The organism is Pelatocladus sp. BLCC-F211 (genome assembly GCF_041928655.1).
Taxonomy (GTDB): domain Bacteria; phylum Cyanobacteriota; class Cyanobacteriia; order Cyanobacteriales; family Nostocaceae; genus Pelatocladus.
In genome coordinates this window covers 161,670-179,002 of record NZ_JBHFLM010000201.1, presented here as the reverse complement: position 1 = coordinate 179,002, position 17,333 = coordinate 161,670, and the positions used below count along the sequence as shown (strand labels likewise).

Here is a 17,333-nt window from a genome sequence, read left to right as displayed (position 1 = left end):
TTTCCTCTAGATACAGCTCTTCTAACTTGCTCATGGGAAGTCAAAAAAATAACTGCGTCAAACTTGAGTCATTGAATGCCCATTGTTAAAGATAGGCAATAATTTTGAGGAAGTTGTGAGTTTATGTTTCGCTCATCCTCTAAGAGGATTTTGAATTTATACCATTGTTGTCTAATTTCAAGAGTTCATATTGAAATGAAGATAAGACCATAGAACAAGTCGGATGATTATAATTATATATATAAGCATTTCTGATAACTAAGTCCCAAGATTCAAACAAAATATTAATTAAACGCACTGTGAGGGTTTGAAAATGACACACATCGAAGGCACTTTTACAGGTGCAGGAGGTCTAAATCTTTATTATCAAAGCTGGCAGCCAGAGGGACAAGTACAAGCAATCATTGCGATCGTACATGGACTAGGAGCGCATAGCGGATTATTTGAGAATGCTGTGCAACAATTGCTTCCTTCAGGTTATGCCATTTACGCTTTTGATCTGCGAGGACACGGGCGATCGCCTGGACAACGGGGACACATCAATTCTTGGGCTGAATTTCGAGAAGACTTGCATACGTTTTTAACGCGCATTCAGGAACGAGGGCCAGGATGTGCCTGTTTCTTATGGGGCCATAGTTTGGGCGCGGTGATTGCTTTGGACTATGCTTTACGCTTTCCCGAAAGTTTACAAGGAATAATTTTGAGCGCACCAGCTTTAGGAAAAGTGAAAGTTCCTGCTCATAAAGTTGCTATTGGACGAATGCTTTCACCAGTTTGGCCAAATTTTAGTCTCAAAGTTGGCATTAAACAAGCAACCAAGTCCTTGCACCCTAAAGTTATTGTTAACAAAAATCAAGATCCTTTGCGTCATTATTATGGTAGCGCCCGACTTGCCACAGAGTTTTTTAACACCGAGAGGTGGGTAGAAACTCATGCAGCTGATTTACAAGTTCCTTTGCTAATTTTACATGGCAGTAGTGACACAGTAATACCCCCGGAGGGCAGTTTGGCATTTTTTCAACGGGTGACTTTCCCCGATAAAGAACGCTATGAATATTTGGGGGACTATCATGATCTCCAACTAGACATTAACTATCAAAATGTACTTGCAGATTTAGAGAAATGGTTAAAAAAACACTTAGATGGAGGAGTGATTAATCATCAGACATCACAGTGTCAGATAAAGATACCTTCCTTGCAATCATAAACTCTACTTACATAGCTGTGATGTTTGCGAAAAAGATACAAACGTAGACTTTGATCCCTGCTATGTTCTATATTGTTAGTATGTAGAAAGTAGATAGTTTAAAAACATTTAAGCCTAGCAAAGCCAAAGTCTTAAAAAAATAATTGTGTAAATGAAGAAATTGTTAATTTACAGGAGATATTCAATAGTCATTGGGAGTTTTTATATTTGACGCCTCACTGTAGAATAGTGAGATAATTCCCATTGCTCAGAAAGCCTAAGTAGAACGATTTGAAAAAAACAAACTATGTGAAGTAATGTAAAAATATTGGAATCTAGTTCGTGGTAAGGACTTTAGTCCTTATTTGAAGACTAAAGTCCTTACTACAAACCTTTAATTATTTACGCTGTTCTACTTATTTTTACGCTTAAAGAGAGAGGTTAGAACTGGAATTAATGAGGCAAAATAATTAATACGTGATTTGGAGTCTGTCAATAAATAAATTTTAGGCTAATAGTTCAAGTAAACTTTAGCTATAGCTTCATGAATATGTATTTCCGTCCGTTTTAACGATACACATTCTGAGCTATTGTAGACACCAGTTTTTTGTTTATTCACAGCAAAAACAATTAGTAAGAGGAAGAGCTTGAAGCTCTTTTTTAAAAAATGTTACTATCTCATAAGACATATAGAGCGCCTCCTAACTCTGGCAAAGTAATTTTAGGGCAGAGTGTACCTTCACTGTTAGATGAAGCATGTCTTCGTTACCCTAACTCTCATGCTTTGAATCAGTGGATAGAGGGAGATTGGAAAAGTTTATCCAATCAGGAATTTCGCACTGCTACCCAAGAAGTAACACTTGGTTTGTTGAGCTTGCAGCTAAATAAAGGTGAACGAATTGCCTTACTAATGCACAGTGATATCAATTTCTGTATAGCTGACATGGGTAGTTTGCTAGCAGGTTTGGTGAATGTGCCGATAGATTTAACCCAGACAATCGAACACATTCTTTTCATTTTGCGACATGCAGAAGTCAAGGCACTATTTATTTCCAATCTCGAATTACTCTACCAGGTTGTTCCTTACCTACGGAAAGCACCGGACTTAAAAATGGTGATAGTTGCTGATGTTCCCAGTGATTGGCACGTCAAGCGACAACAATTAACCTGTCAGCAAAGTAGTAATGAACAGATAAATACACTCAAAAATGAGATAGAAGAAATTCCTAGTAATCTCTGTTTGTTTATTCCCGAATTTCACTCTCAAGAACTATTAGATAACTTATTTTCAGAATTTCCTCAATGTATCCAATTGTTTTCTTTAGAAGAAATTCGTAGGATTGGACAAACTTTAAATTCTGAAAATAGCCAACAACTGTGTTCCTTATTAGCAGCTAATGATTTAGCAACTCTTATTTATATTCCTGGAATTACTGGTAAACCTCAAGGTGTCATGCTCACTCATGAAAATCTTTCTGCTAACGCCTTAGCAATGTTTACTGGTATTCCCAATTTAAAATTTGGAGCGCAGGAGATAGTTCTTTCATTTCTACCACTGACACATGTTTTTGCTCGTGTCTTACTATATGGTCATATTAACTATGGGCATAGCGTTTACTTCAGCAATCCCAACCAAGTAACAAAGCATCTCAGAGAAATACGACCAACAATATTTGCTACTGTTCCTTTGTTTTTGGAAAAGATTTATAGCAAAATTTTGGAGCAAGGGAGTAAGACAAGTCAAAAATTAAAACTTAATTGGCGTAGCTTCCATGAGCAGCGATTAGCAAACTCTGAAGGAGTCAAGACTAAAAAGTTAAAACTACTTTCTCCTCTCTCCTACTCTATCCTTAATTGGGCTTTCAACTTTGCCCAAAACTATGAATTGGGACAAAAACGACAACTTAGACATATATTAATGCTGCAACTGGCTAATAGGTTGGTATTTTCCCAGTGGCAGGCTGTGTTTGGTGGGCGTTTGAAATACTTAATTAGTGGGGGTGCAGCTTTAAAAGCAGAGATAGCAAATCTATTCGCCGCCGCTGGAATGAGAATTTTGCAAGGCTACGGTTTAACTGAAACCAGTTCAGCACTTGCGTGCAACCGGGGAAAATTCAACCGTGCGGGAACAGTGGGAGTTGCGATCGCTGGAGTGGAAATTACAATAGCAGAGGATGGAGAAATTCTCACCAGAAGTCCCTACATCACCCAAGGTTATTACAAAAACCCTGATGCTACCCAACAACTGATTGATAGTGATGGCTGGTTACATACAGGAGACTTAGGAGAGTTTACATCAGAAGGTTTTCTCAAAATCATTGGTTTGAAGAAAAGCCGTTTTAAACTCTCAACAGGTAAGTATGTCACACCACTCCCTATAGAAAGTAAGCTGAAAACATCTCCTTTTGTAGCAAATGCTGTGGCTGTGGGTTCAGAAAGGAAATTCTGCGCCATGCTGATTTTCCCCAATATAGATGTTCTGCAAAGTTATGCTTTATCTATTGGGATTTCTCCAGAAGACACGTCTTTCCCCGCTTCTCTTCCTCAATGGTCGCCAGAAGTATTACTCAAGCATCCTTGCATCATTAGTTTGTATCAAGCATTAGTGGATGAAGCTAATTGTCATTTACCTTACTGGTCAACTGTAAAACAATTTCAGCTAATTAATGCCACCCTCACAATTGAGAATGGAATGCTGACACCAAATCAACAGGTAAACCGTACTAAGGTGGCGCAGGTGTTTGCTCAAGAAATTGAGACCATATATAAAGACAAAGAGAGGAGGGGGAAACACGGAGATGGAGGGACGCAGGGACGGGAAGACATGAAGACAAGAGGACGCGGAGATGGGGAGATGGATATTTCTTCATGTCCTGTAATTCCTACGGTTTCATGTCCTGCATTTGCTCAATCTTTAAATTCCTAAATCTAAAATCTAAAATCTAAAATCTAAAAGGAAGGGTGAAATATGTTTAAACCGTTCCGCAAAGTTGCAGTTCTGGGTGCAGGGGTAATGGGAAGTCAAATCGCTGCACATCTCGCCAATGCAGGTTTAACCGTGCATTTGCTTGACCTTCCCGCCAATGGTAGCAAAAAAAACGAACTGGTCGAAACATTATTTAAGAAAGCCTCAAAGTTATCTCCACCAATTTTCTTCACAGAAAAAATCGTCCGTCGTGTCATTCTGGGAAATTTTGATGAACATTTTCATCATATTGCTGATGTTGATTGGGTAATTGAAGCTGTCGTGGAAAATTTGGCAGTCAAACAAGAATTAATGGCACGGGTGGAAGGTGTGATTCGCGATGATACTGTAGTATCTACTAATACTAGTGGCTTAACTATCGGTGAAATTGCCAAAGGACGTTCTGAGTCTTTCCGCCAGCGTTTTTTAGGCACTCACTTCTTTAATCCGCCACGCTATCTGAAGTTACTAGAATTAATTCCTACCACTGACACTAACCCCCAAGTATTGCAGAGAATGATGTGGTTCGCAAGCTTACACTTGGGTAAAGGTGTTGTTGTTGCAAAGGATACGCCTAACTTTATTGCTAATCGTATAGGCGTTTATGCAACTATGCTTGCCATACGTGCTTTTACTGATCAAGGGTATACTATAGAAGAAATTGATACTTTGACTGGCACAATTGTTGGCAGACCAAAATCAGCGACATTTCGCACAGCTGATTTAGTGGGGTTGGATACATTGATGTATGTGGCACAAAACCTGTATCCAGCCATTCCCCACGATGAAAGCCGTGAAGTCTTCTGCGTACCTCCACTATTGCGGAAATTAGTAGAAACTGGGACATTAGGTGCAAAAACTGGTCAAGGGTTTTACAAGAAGCAAGGTAAAGAAATTCTTTCGATTAATCCAGTTACTTTTAGTTACGAATCAGCAAAGCCTCTAAATTTAGGGAATATTGAAGCGATCGCCAAAATTCCCGACTTAAAAGAACGTCTACGTGCTTTGTATCAAGATTCCGGTCGCGCGGGTGCTTTCTTCCGTGAACACATTTTGCAAATTTTAGCCTACAGCGCCCGTCGAATTCCCGAAATCGCCGACAACCCAGCCGAGATTGACAAAGCCATGCGCTGGGGATTTGGCTGGGAACTAGGGCCGTTTGAAGTTTGGGATGCTTTGAGGGGGATCGGGGATCGGGGAGACGCTTCTGAAGACGCGGAGAATTTATCAAAAATACTCGGCTTGTCCCCCTTGTCTCCCTTATCCCCTCCCGTCAAACCTACCTTGTGGGAAAACTCGGAAGCAGCGTTATTGGACTTGGGGGATAAAGTCGCTTTATACGAGTTCCGCTCGAAAGGTAACACCCTGAGTTTGAAGGTAGTTGAGGGTTTAGCAAAAGCGCTGAATATCATCGAAAACGGCGATTATCGGGGATTAGTAATTGGTAACGACAGTGCGAATTTTTCTGGCGGTGCAAATCTGGCAGAAATGGCGATGCTGGCGCAGTCAGGTAATTTCCAAGCGATCGCTAATTTAATAATTCAGTTTCAATCCCTACTACAACAGATTCACTATTTCCCGAAACCAATTGTAGCCGCCATTACTGGACGTGTACTCGGAGGCGGTTGTGAGTTAGTTTTGGCTTGTCCCCATGTGGTAGCAGCTGCGGAAACCTACATCGGACTTGTGGAACTGAGTGTAGGTTTGATTCCTGGGGCTGGCGGTATCATGCGGATGGTAACATGGGCAGCTGATAAAGCAGCAACAGAATCACCCCAACATATTCAACCTTTCCTACGTCAGGTTTTTGAAACTATTGGGATGGCGAAGGTTGCTAATAGTGCTTACGAAGCCCAAGAATTAGGTTTCCTCCCACCAACAACCACAATCGTCATGAATGCGGATAGTCGGTTGGATGTAGCCAAGCAAGAAATACTATGTCTGGAAAGCAAAGGTTACATCCCACCTCCAGAACGCAACGCCATTATGGTTTTGGGTCGTCCAGCACGGGCAATGCTAGAACACGCAGCTTATACAATGCTTCAGGGAGGTTTTATCTCAGAATACGATCACTACCTAGCTCAACGCCTGGCTTACGTCATGACTGGTGGTGAACTGACAGTACCTGCATTGGTGGATGAAAATTACCTGTTGCAACTTGAGCGCGAAACATTTATACCTCTATTGCAGCAACCAAAAACCCACGAACGCATTGCACACATACTGAGGACGAAGAAGCCTTTGCGGAATTAGCCTTTGTGTCTTGGTGTCTTGGTGTTTCAAAAATTATCTTTTTCACCACCAAGACACTAAGACACCAAGAAAAATTCAATTTGGTAAAAAACTATGAAAGAAGTATATATTGTGAGCAGCGTTAGGACTGCTGTAGGAAAAGCTCCTCGTGGTACTCTGCGTAATATGCGCCCGGATGATATGGGAGCAGTTGCAGTCAAAGGAGCGATCGCCAAAGTCAAGAATTTGGAACCAGGATTTATTGATGATGTGATCTTTGGTTGTGCGTTTCCGGAAGCAGAACAGGGATTTAATTTAGGACGGGTAATTGCTCAACGGGCGGGATTACCTGATTTGGTTGCGGGTGTGACTGTTAATCGCTTCTGTGCTTCCAGTCTACAAAGCATTGCTATGGGACATCAAGCGATCGCCACTGGAACTGCTGAAATCATCATTGCGGGTGGAGCGGAGTCGATGAGTTTGATACCGATGGGAGGACATTATTTGGCTCCTAATCCAGAGATGATGGCAGAAATGCCTAAGTATTACTCGACGATGGGAATTACGGCGGAAAATTTAGCGCAGCAGTTCTACATTACCCGACAGGAACAGGATGCTTTTGCTTGGCGATCGCACCAAAACGCCCTAGTCGCAATTCGTCAAGGTCGCTTTACTGAGGAAATTGTTCCGATTACCCTACGGGAAACATTATATATAGATGGCAAACCGGAAACTGTAGAGACAATCTTCCAAGTGGATGAAGGGCCTCGTTCTGACACCAGTATGGAAGCTCTAGCTAAGTTGCAACCTGTATTTCGTGTCGGTGGTACGGTGACAGCAGGTAACTCATCACAAATGTCCGATGGTGCAGCTGCAACAATACTTATGAGCGGACAGATGCTACGGGAACTTGATGTCAAACCTCTGGGAAAAATGTTAGGGTTTGCGGTAGCGGGGGTTCCACCAGAAATTATGGGTATTGGGCCTGTGGAAGCTGTACCCAAAGTTTTAAAACAGGTGGGTTTAAATTTAGAAGATATGGGTTTAATTGAACTCAATGAAGCCTTTGCTGCTCAAAGCCTAGCTGTAATTCACAAACTGGGCTTGAATGAGGAAATTGTGAATGTCAATGGAGGTGCGATCGCACTCGGTCATCCCTTGGGTTGTACAGGTGCAAAGCTGACAGCAACTATTTTACACGAAATGAAACGACGTGACGTTCGCTACGGTTTAGTAACAATGTGCGTTGGTGGTGGAATGGGTGCGGCGGCGGTGTTTGAGAATTTGATCAGGTGACATTTCTTGGTGTCTTAGTGTCTTGGTGGTGAAAAAGATGATCTTTGAAACACGAAGACACTAAGACACAAAGAATTTAATAATGTTTTCTGCGCGTTGGGATAAAACTATGATTACTCTGTTTCCCGCATCTCTCCTACTCTTGTTACTAGGTTACATCGGTGTGCCGTTGTGGGTGTGGTCGCTGTATTTTGCGGGATTATTGGTATTTTTTCATGCACCAATCTGGATATGGGTAATTTTTGGTGCGATCGCTGCGGTATTAAATATACCCATGCTGCGGCGCAATATCATTACGTTTCCACTGATGCAAGGTATAAAAAAGCTTAAGCTTTTACCAAAAATTTCTGATACAGAACGCGCTGCTATTGAAGCTGGAACAGTTTGGGTAGATGGGGAATTCTTTTCTGGTAAACCTGACTTTCACAGGACTAACAGCGAACCTTATCCCCAAGTCAGCAGCAAACTGCAAGCTTTTCTTGATCACCAAGTTGAACAAATATGTCAGATGGTAAGTGATTGGGAAATTTATCGTCGTAAGGATTTACCTCTCGAAGTTTGGGAATATCTCAAAAAAGAGCGCTTCTTTGGGATGATGATTCCCAAAGAATATGGCGGTTTGGGCTTTTCTAACTTCGATTACAGTACAGTAATGACGAAGTTAGCATCCCGTTCTTTTACCCATGTTGCCACTGTTGGAGTGACTAATTCTCTCGGCCCCGCCAAGCTTTTACTACGTTACGGGACACCAGAACAGAAAAATTATTATCTACCACGTCTAGCAAAGGGGGAGGAAATTCCTTGTTTTGCACTCACTGAACCAACTGCTGGTTCTGATGCAGCAAGTATCAAATCGGAAGGAGTAATATTTAAGGGCGAAGATGGTAAGCTGTATCTGCGTTTGAATTGGCAGAAACGTTATATTACATTAGCAGCGATCGCTACTTTACTTGGACTAGCTTTTAGACTACGCGATCCAAATAATTACTTAGGTAAAGATGATGATGTTGGTATAACCTGCGCTCTGATTCCTACTAATACTCCTGGTGTGGTTATGGGTAGGCGACATGATCCAATGGGTGTTCCTTTCTATAATTCACCTACAGAAGGACATGATGTGGTCATCTCTGTTGATCAAATTATCGGGGGTGTAGAACAGGCGGGTCAAGGTTGGAAAATGCTGATGCAGTGCCTAGCAGCAGGTCGGGGTATCAGCTTCCCGGCTACCTGTACCGGAGTCGCCAAACTAGTAGCAAGAGTTACAGGCGCTCATAGTATTGTGCGGCAGCAGTTTGGTTTGTCTATCGGTCGTTTTGAAGGTATCGAAGAACCTCTGGCACGGATTGGCGGTTTTGCTTACTTAATGGAAGCTGCTCGCGTTTATACCTGTGGTGCGGTGGATAAAGGTGAACAGCCAGCTGTCATTTCTGCGATCGCCAAATACAATCTCACAGAACTCTCAAGGCAAATTATCAATGATGGTATGGACATCATGGGCGGTGCAGGAATTTGTCGCGGGCCAAGAAATTTACTAGCAAATATTTATACTGCTACACCAATCTCGATTACTGTGGAAGGAGCAAATATTCTCACCCGAACAATGATGATTTTCGGTCAAGGAGTGATTCGCTGTCATCCTTACGTATATGCAGAAATTACCGCCCTGAGTCAAATGGATGGGGGGATCGGGGACAAGGGGAATATAAATGAAATAGTCACCGCGTCGCCGCGTCTCCCTCTCTCCGTGTCTTCCTCAAGCGCGTCTGCAATAACTGCCTTCGATCAAGCTTTTTGGAATCATATTGGGTTGATGGTACGTAATGCTTTCCGGGCTGCAATCTTGAGTATTTCCCGTGGTTATTTGGCGTATTCACCAGTAAAAGGCGCAACAGCTAGATATTACCGTAAACTAGAATGGGCATCGGCGACTTTCGCTTTTCTGAGTGATGTTGCTTTATTTACCTTTGGTGGTTCACTCAAACGCAGGGAAAAACTGACAGGACGGTTTGCTGATATTCTCTCTTGGATGTATCTGGCCACTGCTACTTTACGGCGGTTTGAGGCAGAAGAGCGCAAAGGTGAAGACTTACCTTTTGTTGATTGGGCAATGCAATATGCCTTTGCTCAAATTCAACAAGGATTTGAAGGTATTTTGAGTAACTTACCTTTACCAGTTATTGGTAGCCTATTAGCTTGGTGGTCACGAATAAATCCGATTGGTGTTTTACCTAGTGATCAACTTGGTAGCGAAATTGCCCACAAACTGCAAAAGCCAGGACAACAACGAGATAGACTGACCGCAGGTATTTATATTCCAACTACAACTGATGAAGCCTTGGGACGTTTGGAACATGCCTTCATTCTGTCATCTCAAGTGGAACCAATTCTTGAAAATATTAAAAATGCAAGTCGTGATGGTAAACTTCCACAGCAAAAACCCGAACACTTAATTTCCGTAGCTTTGAAAGCTGGTGTGATTAACCAGAAGGAATTTGAGTTAATTCGTGAGACAGGTTTTGCTCGTAATGATGCAATTCAAGTAGATTCCTTTACCTTGGAGGAATATTGTCGATTAGCATAATTTTAGATAGCTTTTTTGTTTGCTTGTATCACCTATAGCATCTGCCGCGCCATCAATTGAGCAAACAACCCTTGTTGTTTTGCAAGTTCATCAAAACTACCTTGTTGCACCACCCTACCGCCCTGAAGAACATATATACGGTGAGCATTACGGATAGTGCTAAGTCGGTGAGCGATCGCAATTCTAGTTACTTGTAATCTTTCCAAACTTTCACTGACAATTGCCTGAGTTCTGTTATCTAAAGCACTAGTAGCTTCGTCAAATAACAAAATCCGAGGTTTCAATACTAACGCCCGTGCAATTAATAACCTTTGTCGTTGTCCCCCAGATAAATTAGTAGCGCCTTCGCTGATTACTGTGTGCATACCCATCGGCATAGTTTCGATATCATCCGCTAAACCAGAGGCTCGCGCTGCATCCCAAGCTTCTTCCATCGTAATCATTGCCCCACTGGCAATGTTATCAAAGATCGAACCTGACATCATCCGGCTATTTTGCATCACGACACCCAGCTGTCGGCGCACAGCATTAACATCCAATCCAGCCAAATCTTGCCCATCGTAGTAAATCGTGCCAGATTCAGGATGATCAAAGCCTAGTAACAGACGAAACAGAGTTGATTTTCCACTCCCAGAAGGGCCAACAAGAGCAATATACTCTCCTGGTTCAGCTTTGATGGTGACATCATCCAAAGTCAGCGGCCCATCATCTCGATAGCGAAAAATCACATGGTCTACAAGTAACTTACCCGATAGTCTCCCAGGATCGGTTTTGCTGGAAGTGATTTCTGGTATGGCTGTGAGAATTGGTTCAGCACGCTTCCACATTGGTAAGACTTGCATAATGTCTACGACTGTAGTACTCAAACTAGTCGCTCCACCAATAAAGCTACCAAATGCAGCATTAAAAGCCAGAAAGATCCCAGTAGATAAACCACCGCTTCCAGGTGACTCTTGAATCATACTAGCAGCAACCCAAAATAGGAGAGCATTCGTTAAAGGTGGTAGAACTTTAGTGATAAAACTAACACCATCTTCGATGCTCTGGGTTCTTAACATCAGTTTGAGTTGATGAGTGTATTGTCTACTCCAGTAGGCAAAAGCTCGTGTCTCTGCACCAGAAACTCGGATTTTCGATACACCATTAATCAATTGCACCATCACACCAAAGATTTGTCCTTCTAGCTCTAGTAAGGGACGAAACTTTTGTACAGTCAAAATACCAGAAAAAATAGTGATGCCAATATTGACAACAGCAACCAAACATGCAAGTAAAGCAAGTGTTGAACTGTAGTAAAATAACAATCCGAGATTAAGCAAAGAAAAGAAACTAGAAAAGATGCTTTTGATCACAGTACTACTTAGTTTCTGGTGAATTTGCGAGATGCTACTAACGCGAGATTTCAAATCACCAACTGAGTACTGACGGAAAAACGAGGCTTGCAAATTTAACAGTCGATCCCATACCGCCGCCTGTGTAGAAGATTCAGCAAAAGTCTGTAGTCTGATAATGGCAAATGCTTGAGTCAGTTCAAACATGGTTTGTCCAAAGGTGACAGCCAAAAGACCTAAGCCAATTTGCGTTAATAATCCCCGGTTAGCATCCGGAATGGCGTTGTCAATCAGGATAGCAGTAGCTTGGGGTGTGAGCATCCCTAGTACACTAGTGATAACTCCCGCCAGCATGATATAAATTAGCTCCTTAATGTGTCCTCGCAGTGCAAACTGGAGTAAATCTTGGATTTTAAATTTTGTATCAGGAAAAGGTCGATAAAATACGTAGCCCGTCGGAGATAACTTAACAGCAGTGTGTTCATCTACTGGAGTACGAGTCCGTTCCAGAGGATCAAAAATCTCGTAGTGATTATCAGAGATTGGTAATATTGCTACGGGGTGATCGTCTTTGGTGTAAGTCAGTATGGGGCCAGAATCTTTTTTCCACCACTGATCAGCCAAAGAAATCCGGCGCATTCTGACTTGTGACGCACGCGCGATCGCTTCTACTGGTTCTGCTACCCGTCTGAGATCCTCTGATTGAGCCGGAGGATTAATCTTAATCCCCAAAGCACGCCCCACCGCACCAGCAGCAATCATCAAAGCCTGATCTGGATCATCAGCTGATTTGGTTTCTGAAGAAAAAGCTGATTTCCGTACTTCTAGTACAGATGATAGTTCTCCCAACGCCTCCTGCATCACTTGATAATTGAGACGCTCTCTTTCTTGAAATCTACGTAGCTCTACGGATTTTACCGACTGATCTAATAGGTCAATACCTTGCAGGAAATAGATTGTCAATTGAGACAAGCTACTTAATATAACATCTCCATTATTCAAATCTGAGGTGTTAGTAGTAGAAAGCTCAACAATACTATCTGCTTGCAACCACATATCTGCATTCAAAGGCAGAATTCCAGAACTGGGATAAATTTCTAGTTCTTCAATCCCCATCCAGCAAGCATACCCTTCCTGAATTTCCACCCAAGACACAGTACTAGATTGGGGTTGGAAAATATCGCCCTTATTTAAAGAGAAAAAGTTAATTCCCTCTGGTTTGACAGGCATTTTTGGAGGAACAATTTCAGATAGTGCCAAACCTAGTTGATTTACCCAGCCCTCCACTAGAGACACCGCCTCATCATTGTTGTTGGCAATCAACCTGTTAAAATCAGCTTTTGACATCTTTAGGAGTTCTGTCTCCTCCATCGATACCGCTAGAATCTGGCGTTGTTCCTGACCTTGACTAGGTATTGTAGAGAACATCGCCTCCCCATCTCCTAGAGTCAATAAATAACGCCGCGAACCTTCTGGAACACCATCCTTAACTGCGATCGCAAACAACGCCATCGAACCAGACTTAATCAACCAAACCGTCTGCGGGTCATTTAAAAGAATCGGTTGATTACCCTTTAATATATATTCTTGTCCCTGTGGTATTACATAACTGATTTGCTCTAACATCAGTCACTGCTCCAATCTAAAATACAAAATTAATTTCTAATTTCTAATTTCTAATTTCTAATTTTTAATTTTTAATTCTTCAGAGCGCTCCTCCCTCACTGCGAATCAACTCCAAATACTTACCCTCAACCTGCTTTAATTCGTCATGGGTTCCGCGTTGGACAACTTTTCCTCGTTCCAAGACAATAATTTCATCGCAATCGCGGATCGTGCTAAGTCGATGCGCCACTATAATGCAAGTACAACCGCGCTGGCGGAGTTTCCGGTCAATGATTTTTTCTGTCTCAGTATCTAGAGCGCTGGTAGCTTCATCCATCACTAAAATCGCAGGATTATTCACTAAAGAACGAGCAATTTCCAAACGTTGTCGCTGACCTCCGCTCAAATTACTAGCGCCTTCTAATAGTTCAGCACCGTAACCACCTGGTAAGGAGATCACAATATCGTGGATAGCTGCATCTTTACAAGCACGTATCAAATTACTTTCTGGTACAGTGGTATCCCAGAGCGTTAAATTTTCTCTGACACTGCCAGCAAATAGAAAAATATCTTGTTCTACTAGAGCAAGAGAATTAACTAAAACTTGACGAGGAATTTCACTTCTAGGTTGACCATCAAATAGAATCTCTCCTTCCCAAGGTTCATATAATCCAGCTATCATTTTGGCGATCGTAGACTTACCAGAACCACTTCCACCCACCAAAGCAACTCGCTGTCCTGGTTTGAGAGAGAAATTAAAATTTTCAATTAAAGGAGCAGCAACCCTGTTATAGCCAAATGTGACATTGCGTAACTCTATATATCCCTGCAATTTAGTTGTTGGCGCAGCAGGTACGGAAACACGCGGTGACACAGAAGCTTGAATAACAGTTTGATCAGGCGAAATAGATAATTTCTCAAAAATATCCTTCATTTGCTGATTTCCTTTCCTTCCTGGGAGTCCAGCCTCTACTTCTTGTCCTCCTTGTCCCCCTTGTCCCCGCTCCCCAATCCCCGTTCGCGAAGCGTCTCCTCTGGAGAATCCCTGATCCCCGCTCCTTGCTCCCCGATCCATCGGATTACGCAACACATCATCCAAGCGCGTAATACTACCTTCTACTTCTTGTAAGCTGCTTCCCAAAGTAATCAGGTTGTTCACAGGCTGCATAAATTGTTGCATGAGAGCCTGAAATGCTACCAGCATCCCAATACTCAAATGACCATCTATTACCCGCAGACCGCCCACAGTGATGAGTAACATAGAGGCAATTCTAGAGAGGAAAGAAGGTAACACCCCTAAAGCTTGGTTGGTAACATCCATTTCCTGTTTAGCGTTGATCGATTTGGCATAGTAACCAGCCCATCTGGAGAAAAAATCTGACTCCAAGCCGGATGACTTGAGCGTTTCCATACTTTGAAGACCAGAAATTGATACTCCAGTAACTTTACCTTGATCCTGTTGATATCGCATATTTGCATCTACGCGCCGTCGTGACACCCATTGCAAGGCGAGGAGATTAAAAGCAACAAAAGCTATGCCAATCGAAGTTAGGACTACGTCATATTGCAGCATAATCACTGCATAAAAAATTACCGTTACTGCTGCGATCGCAGTAGTCGCTAATTTACCAGAAAGCAGACCCGCTAAAGAGTCGTTGAGTTGGACACGGCTGCTGATTTCCCCAGCAAATCGTTGATCGTAAAAACTAATAGGTAAGTGTAAAATGTGCCACAGGAATTGACTGGACATTCCCACAGACAGCTTGATTTTCATCCTACGCAGAGACTGCAACTGTAACAGTGTCAAAAATCCAGTAATTAATGCTGTAAATAAAATCCCTATAATCAAGGGATTCAACCATTCTTTTCGACCTTGAATTAAAATATTATCTACAAATACCTGAGAAAAGGCCGGTATTGCCATCCCAGGAATCACCAAAAACAATCCTGCTACCACACAATATACAAGTGCCACAACAGAAAAGCGCATTCTTTGCCACAAACCTGCAATAATGCTGGGTTTGCGTCCCCCTCTTTTGAAATCTGGGCCAGGTTGCAAAACCAACACTACACCTGTGAAAGAATTGCTAAATTCCTGCACCGAGACATGGCGTGGTCCACTAGCAGGATCATTAAGATAAACTCGCTCCTTACTAAATCCTTCTACTACTAAAAAATGGTTGAAATTCCAAAACACAATGTAAGGACATGCCATTTCCCGCAGTCCATCCAAATCTGTCTTAAAACCTTTGGCGTTTAATCCATAGCTTCTAGCAGCAGCGAGAACATTAGTAGCTTTACTTCCATCACGCGACACACCGCAATCTTGACGGAGTTTCGCCAACGGCACAATTCGACCATAATAACCAAGAATAATTCCTAAAGAAGCAGCGCCACATTCCACAGCTTCCATTTGCAGTAAGGTAGGAGTACGACGCCGAGCATCTTGACGTTTTTTAAATAATGTTTGTAATTTTCGCTTTAACATAGTCATTAATCATTTATTATTAGTATTTCTCCCTTATCCCCCTTCCCGATCCCCGTTGCCCCTTATCCCCAAAGGGAACCCCTACCTTCCCCGATCCCCGATCCCCATTCCCTACGATCCACCAATTGACTTAAGAATGGGTAATACAAAACTAATTGGTGCTTCTTCTTTCACGGTGACTCGCACAGAGGAAGTTGTTCCAGAAGTAATTTTCTGTTCTGGGCCTTTAGAAGAAGACCACTTGTAGCCACTGAAGGTTGATGTGTCTGGTTGAAGTTCGGCGATGACTTGGATCTGAGGTTGTGCAGTTACTAAACTGTTAACGATGTCTGCATTACCTACGACTTTTGCTGCACCTGCTTTTGTGATCGGAAAGGACGAAACATCAGCGATCGCACCAACAATACCACCAAAACGTTCTCGCTCAACAGTTGATGGTGTAATTTGTAACTTCATTCCCTTTTGCAGTTTTTTGCCATCATTAACAGGAACAAATACAACTGCTTGTAACTTTGTAGATGGTGTTTGTTGGATATCTATTGTGCCAAGGCGAGTTCCTGGAGCCAAGCTTTGTCCAGGATTGACGGTAAGTTCTAAAATTTGTCCAGTATAATTGCTGATAACTTGAGTATTATTTTTTAACTGTAATTCTAATTGGGCAATGCTACGCTGCAAATCTTGAATCTGATTTTTGCGAGTAACTGAAGTTTGAAAATTTCGTTCTGCTAAACTTTTTTGTTGAGCGTTTAGTTCTGTCAATTGAGTTTTGAAATTATCAATTTGGCTGAGATTCTCTAAGTAAGATTTTTGGGCTTGAACCTGACTGATGTCGAGCTGCTTAAGTTGTTGTTTGAGTTCGGAAACTTTTTGCAGACTATTAAGGTAGGTTTGTTGTGCTTCCAACACCGCATCATCTGAAATAGCTCCTTCATTTTTCAGCCCTTGGCGTCGCTCAAGTCTCTGTTTGAGGGTCGGAGCCAGAGTTTCAGCATCGCGCAAATTTTGTAATAGGTTTTGTCGCTGTTGATCGATCGCACCCAAATTTTTGCTTTTAAGAATTGGAGTTAGAGCCTGAGCTTGCTGTAATTGTACTTCTAAATTTTGGCGCTGTTGAGCGATCGTAATGATCTGCTGTTGAGTACGTTGGTCTTGAAGTGAATTAGCATCTTGATCCTGGGCTTGCAGTTGTGCTAGTTTAGTGCGCTGTTGTAAAATCTGCGCTTGCAGTTCGTTTTGGTCAATCGTTCCTATCACTTGTCCTTTCTTAACAAAGTCACCAACACGTACATTCAATGTCTGCAATTGTCCTGAAGAAGGAAAGTCGAATCCGACTACTTTGCTAGGAAAGACAAGTACACCTTTACCCTCAACGGTAATCGGAATACGACCCAATACACTCCAGGTCAAACCAGATGCAACCAAAATACCTAGACCAATTAAAGGTAGCCACTTAGTAGGGCTAACTACTTGCATTAACTGATCTAAGCGCTCAGGTGAAGACGAATGATCTAAAGCTTGTTTACGAAATAGATTATTTTTTTGAGTAACCATAATCTTAATATTTAGTGATGAGTTATGATTTATCAGTTACCAGTTATCAGTTAAGTACTCAGAGAAAATTAATTACATACATTATCTTCCTGTTCCCT

At 42.1% G+C, this 17,333-nt stretch carries 8 protein-coding genes; 5 read left to right on the top strand and 3 right to left on the bottom strand.

Going from position 1 to position 17,333, the window contains the following annotated elements; genetic code table 11:
• Positions 1–313: 313 nt before the first annotated feature.
• The 5 genes from ACE1AT_RS24705 (at position 314) to ACE1AT_RS24685 (ending at position 10,260) form a co-directional block, all read left to right on the top strand.
• Positions 314–1,207 carry an alpha/beta hydrolase gene (locus ACE1AT_RS24705; RefSeq protein ID WP_374873211.1) on the top strand — a complete coding sequence of 298 codons (894 nt, stop codon included), beginning with the start codon at positions 314–316 and terminating at the stop codon, positions 1,205–1,207.
• 646 nt (positions 1,208–1,853) lie between these two features.
• Positions 1,854–4,112, top strand: coding sequence for an AMP-dependent synthetase/ligase (locus tag ACE1AT_RS24700; protein WP_374873209.1), 2,259 nt, complete (start codon positions 1,854–1,856; stop codon positions 4,110–4,112).
• A gap of 42 nt (positions 4,113–4,154) precedes the next feature.
• Positions 4,155–6,404, top strand: a complete 2,250-nt coding sequence (locus ACE1AT_RS24695; protein ID WP_374873207.1) for a 3-hydroxyacyl-CoA dehydrogenase/enoyl-CoA hydratase family protein — start codon at positions 4,155–4,157, stop codon at positions 6,402–6,404.
• 93 nt (positions 6,405–6,497) lie between these two features.
• Positions 6,498–7,679, top strand: coding sequence for a thiolase family protein (locus ACE1AT_RS24690; RefSeq protein WP_374873205.1), 1,182 nt, complete (start codon positions 6,498–6,500; stop codon positions 7,677–7,679).
• A 109-nt stretch (positions 7,680–7,788) separates the two neighbouring features.
• Complete coding sequence (locus ACE1AT_RS24685; protein WP_374873203.1) at positions 7,789–10,260, top strand: acyl-CoA dehydrogenase; 2,472 nt, start codon at positions 7,789–7,791, stop codon at positions 10,258–10,260.
• A gap of 32 nt (positions 10,261–10,292) precedes the next feature.
• On the opposite strand, the gene ACE1AT_RS24680 is transcribed toward ACE1AT_RS24685, so the two are convergent.
• From ACE1AT_RS24680 to ACE1AT_RS24670, 3 genes are all read right to left on the bottom strand, one after another.
• Complete coding sequence (locus tag ACE1AT_RS24680) at positions 10,293–13,217, bottom strand: NHLP bacteriocin export ABC transporter permease/ATPase subunit (protein WP_374873201.1); 2,925 nt, start codon at positions 13,215–13,217, stop codon at positions 10,293–10,295.
• A 79-nt stretch (positions 13,218–13,296) separates the two neighbouring features.
• Positions 13,297–15,684, bottom strand: coding sequence for an NHLP family bacteriocin export ABC transporter peptidase/permease/ATPase subunit (locus ACE1AT_RS24675; RefSeq protein ID WP_374873239.1), 2,388 nt, complete (start codon positions 15,682–15,684; stop codon positions 13,297–13,299).
• 111 nt (positions 15,685–15,795) lie between these two features.
• The gene (locus tag ACE1AT_RS24670; RefSeq protein ID WP_374873199.1) at positions 15,796–17,235 is read right to left on the bottom strand and encodes an NHLP bacteriocin system secretion protein; all 1,440 of its coding nucleotides are present in this window, start codon (positions 17,233–17,235) and stop codon (positions 15,796–15,798) included.
• Between the last annotated feature and the right edge of the window lie 98 nt (positions 17,236–17,333).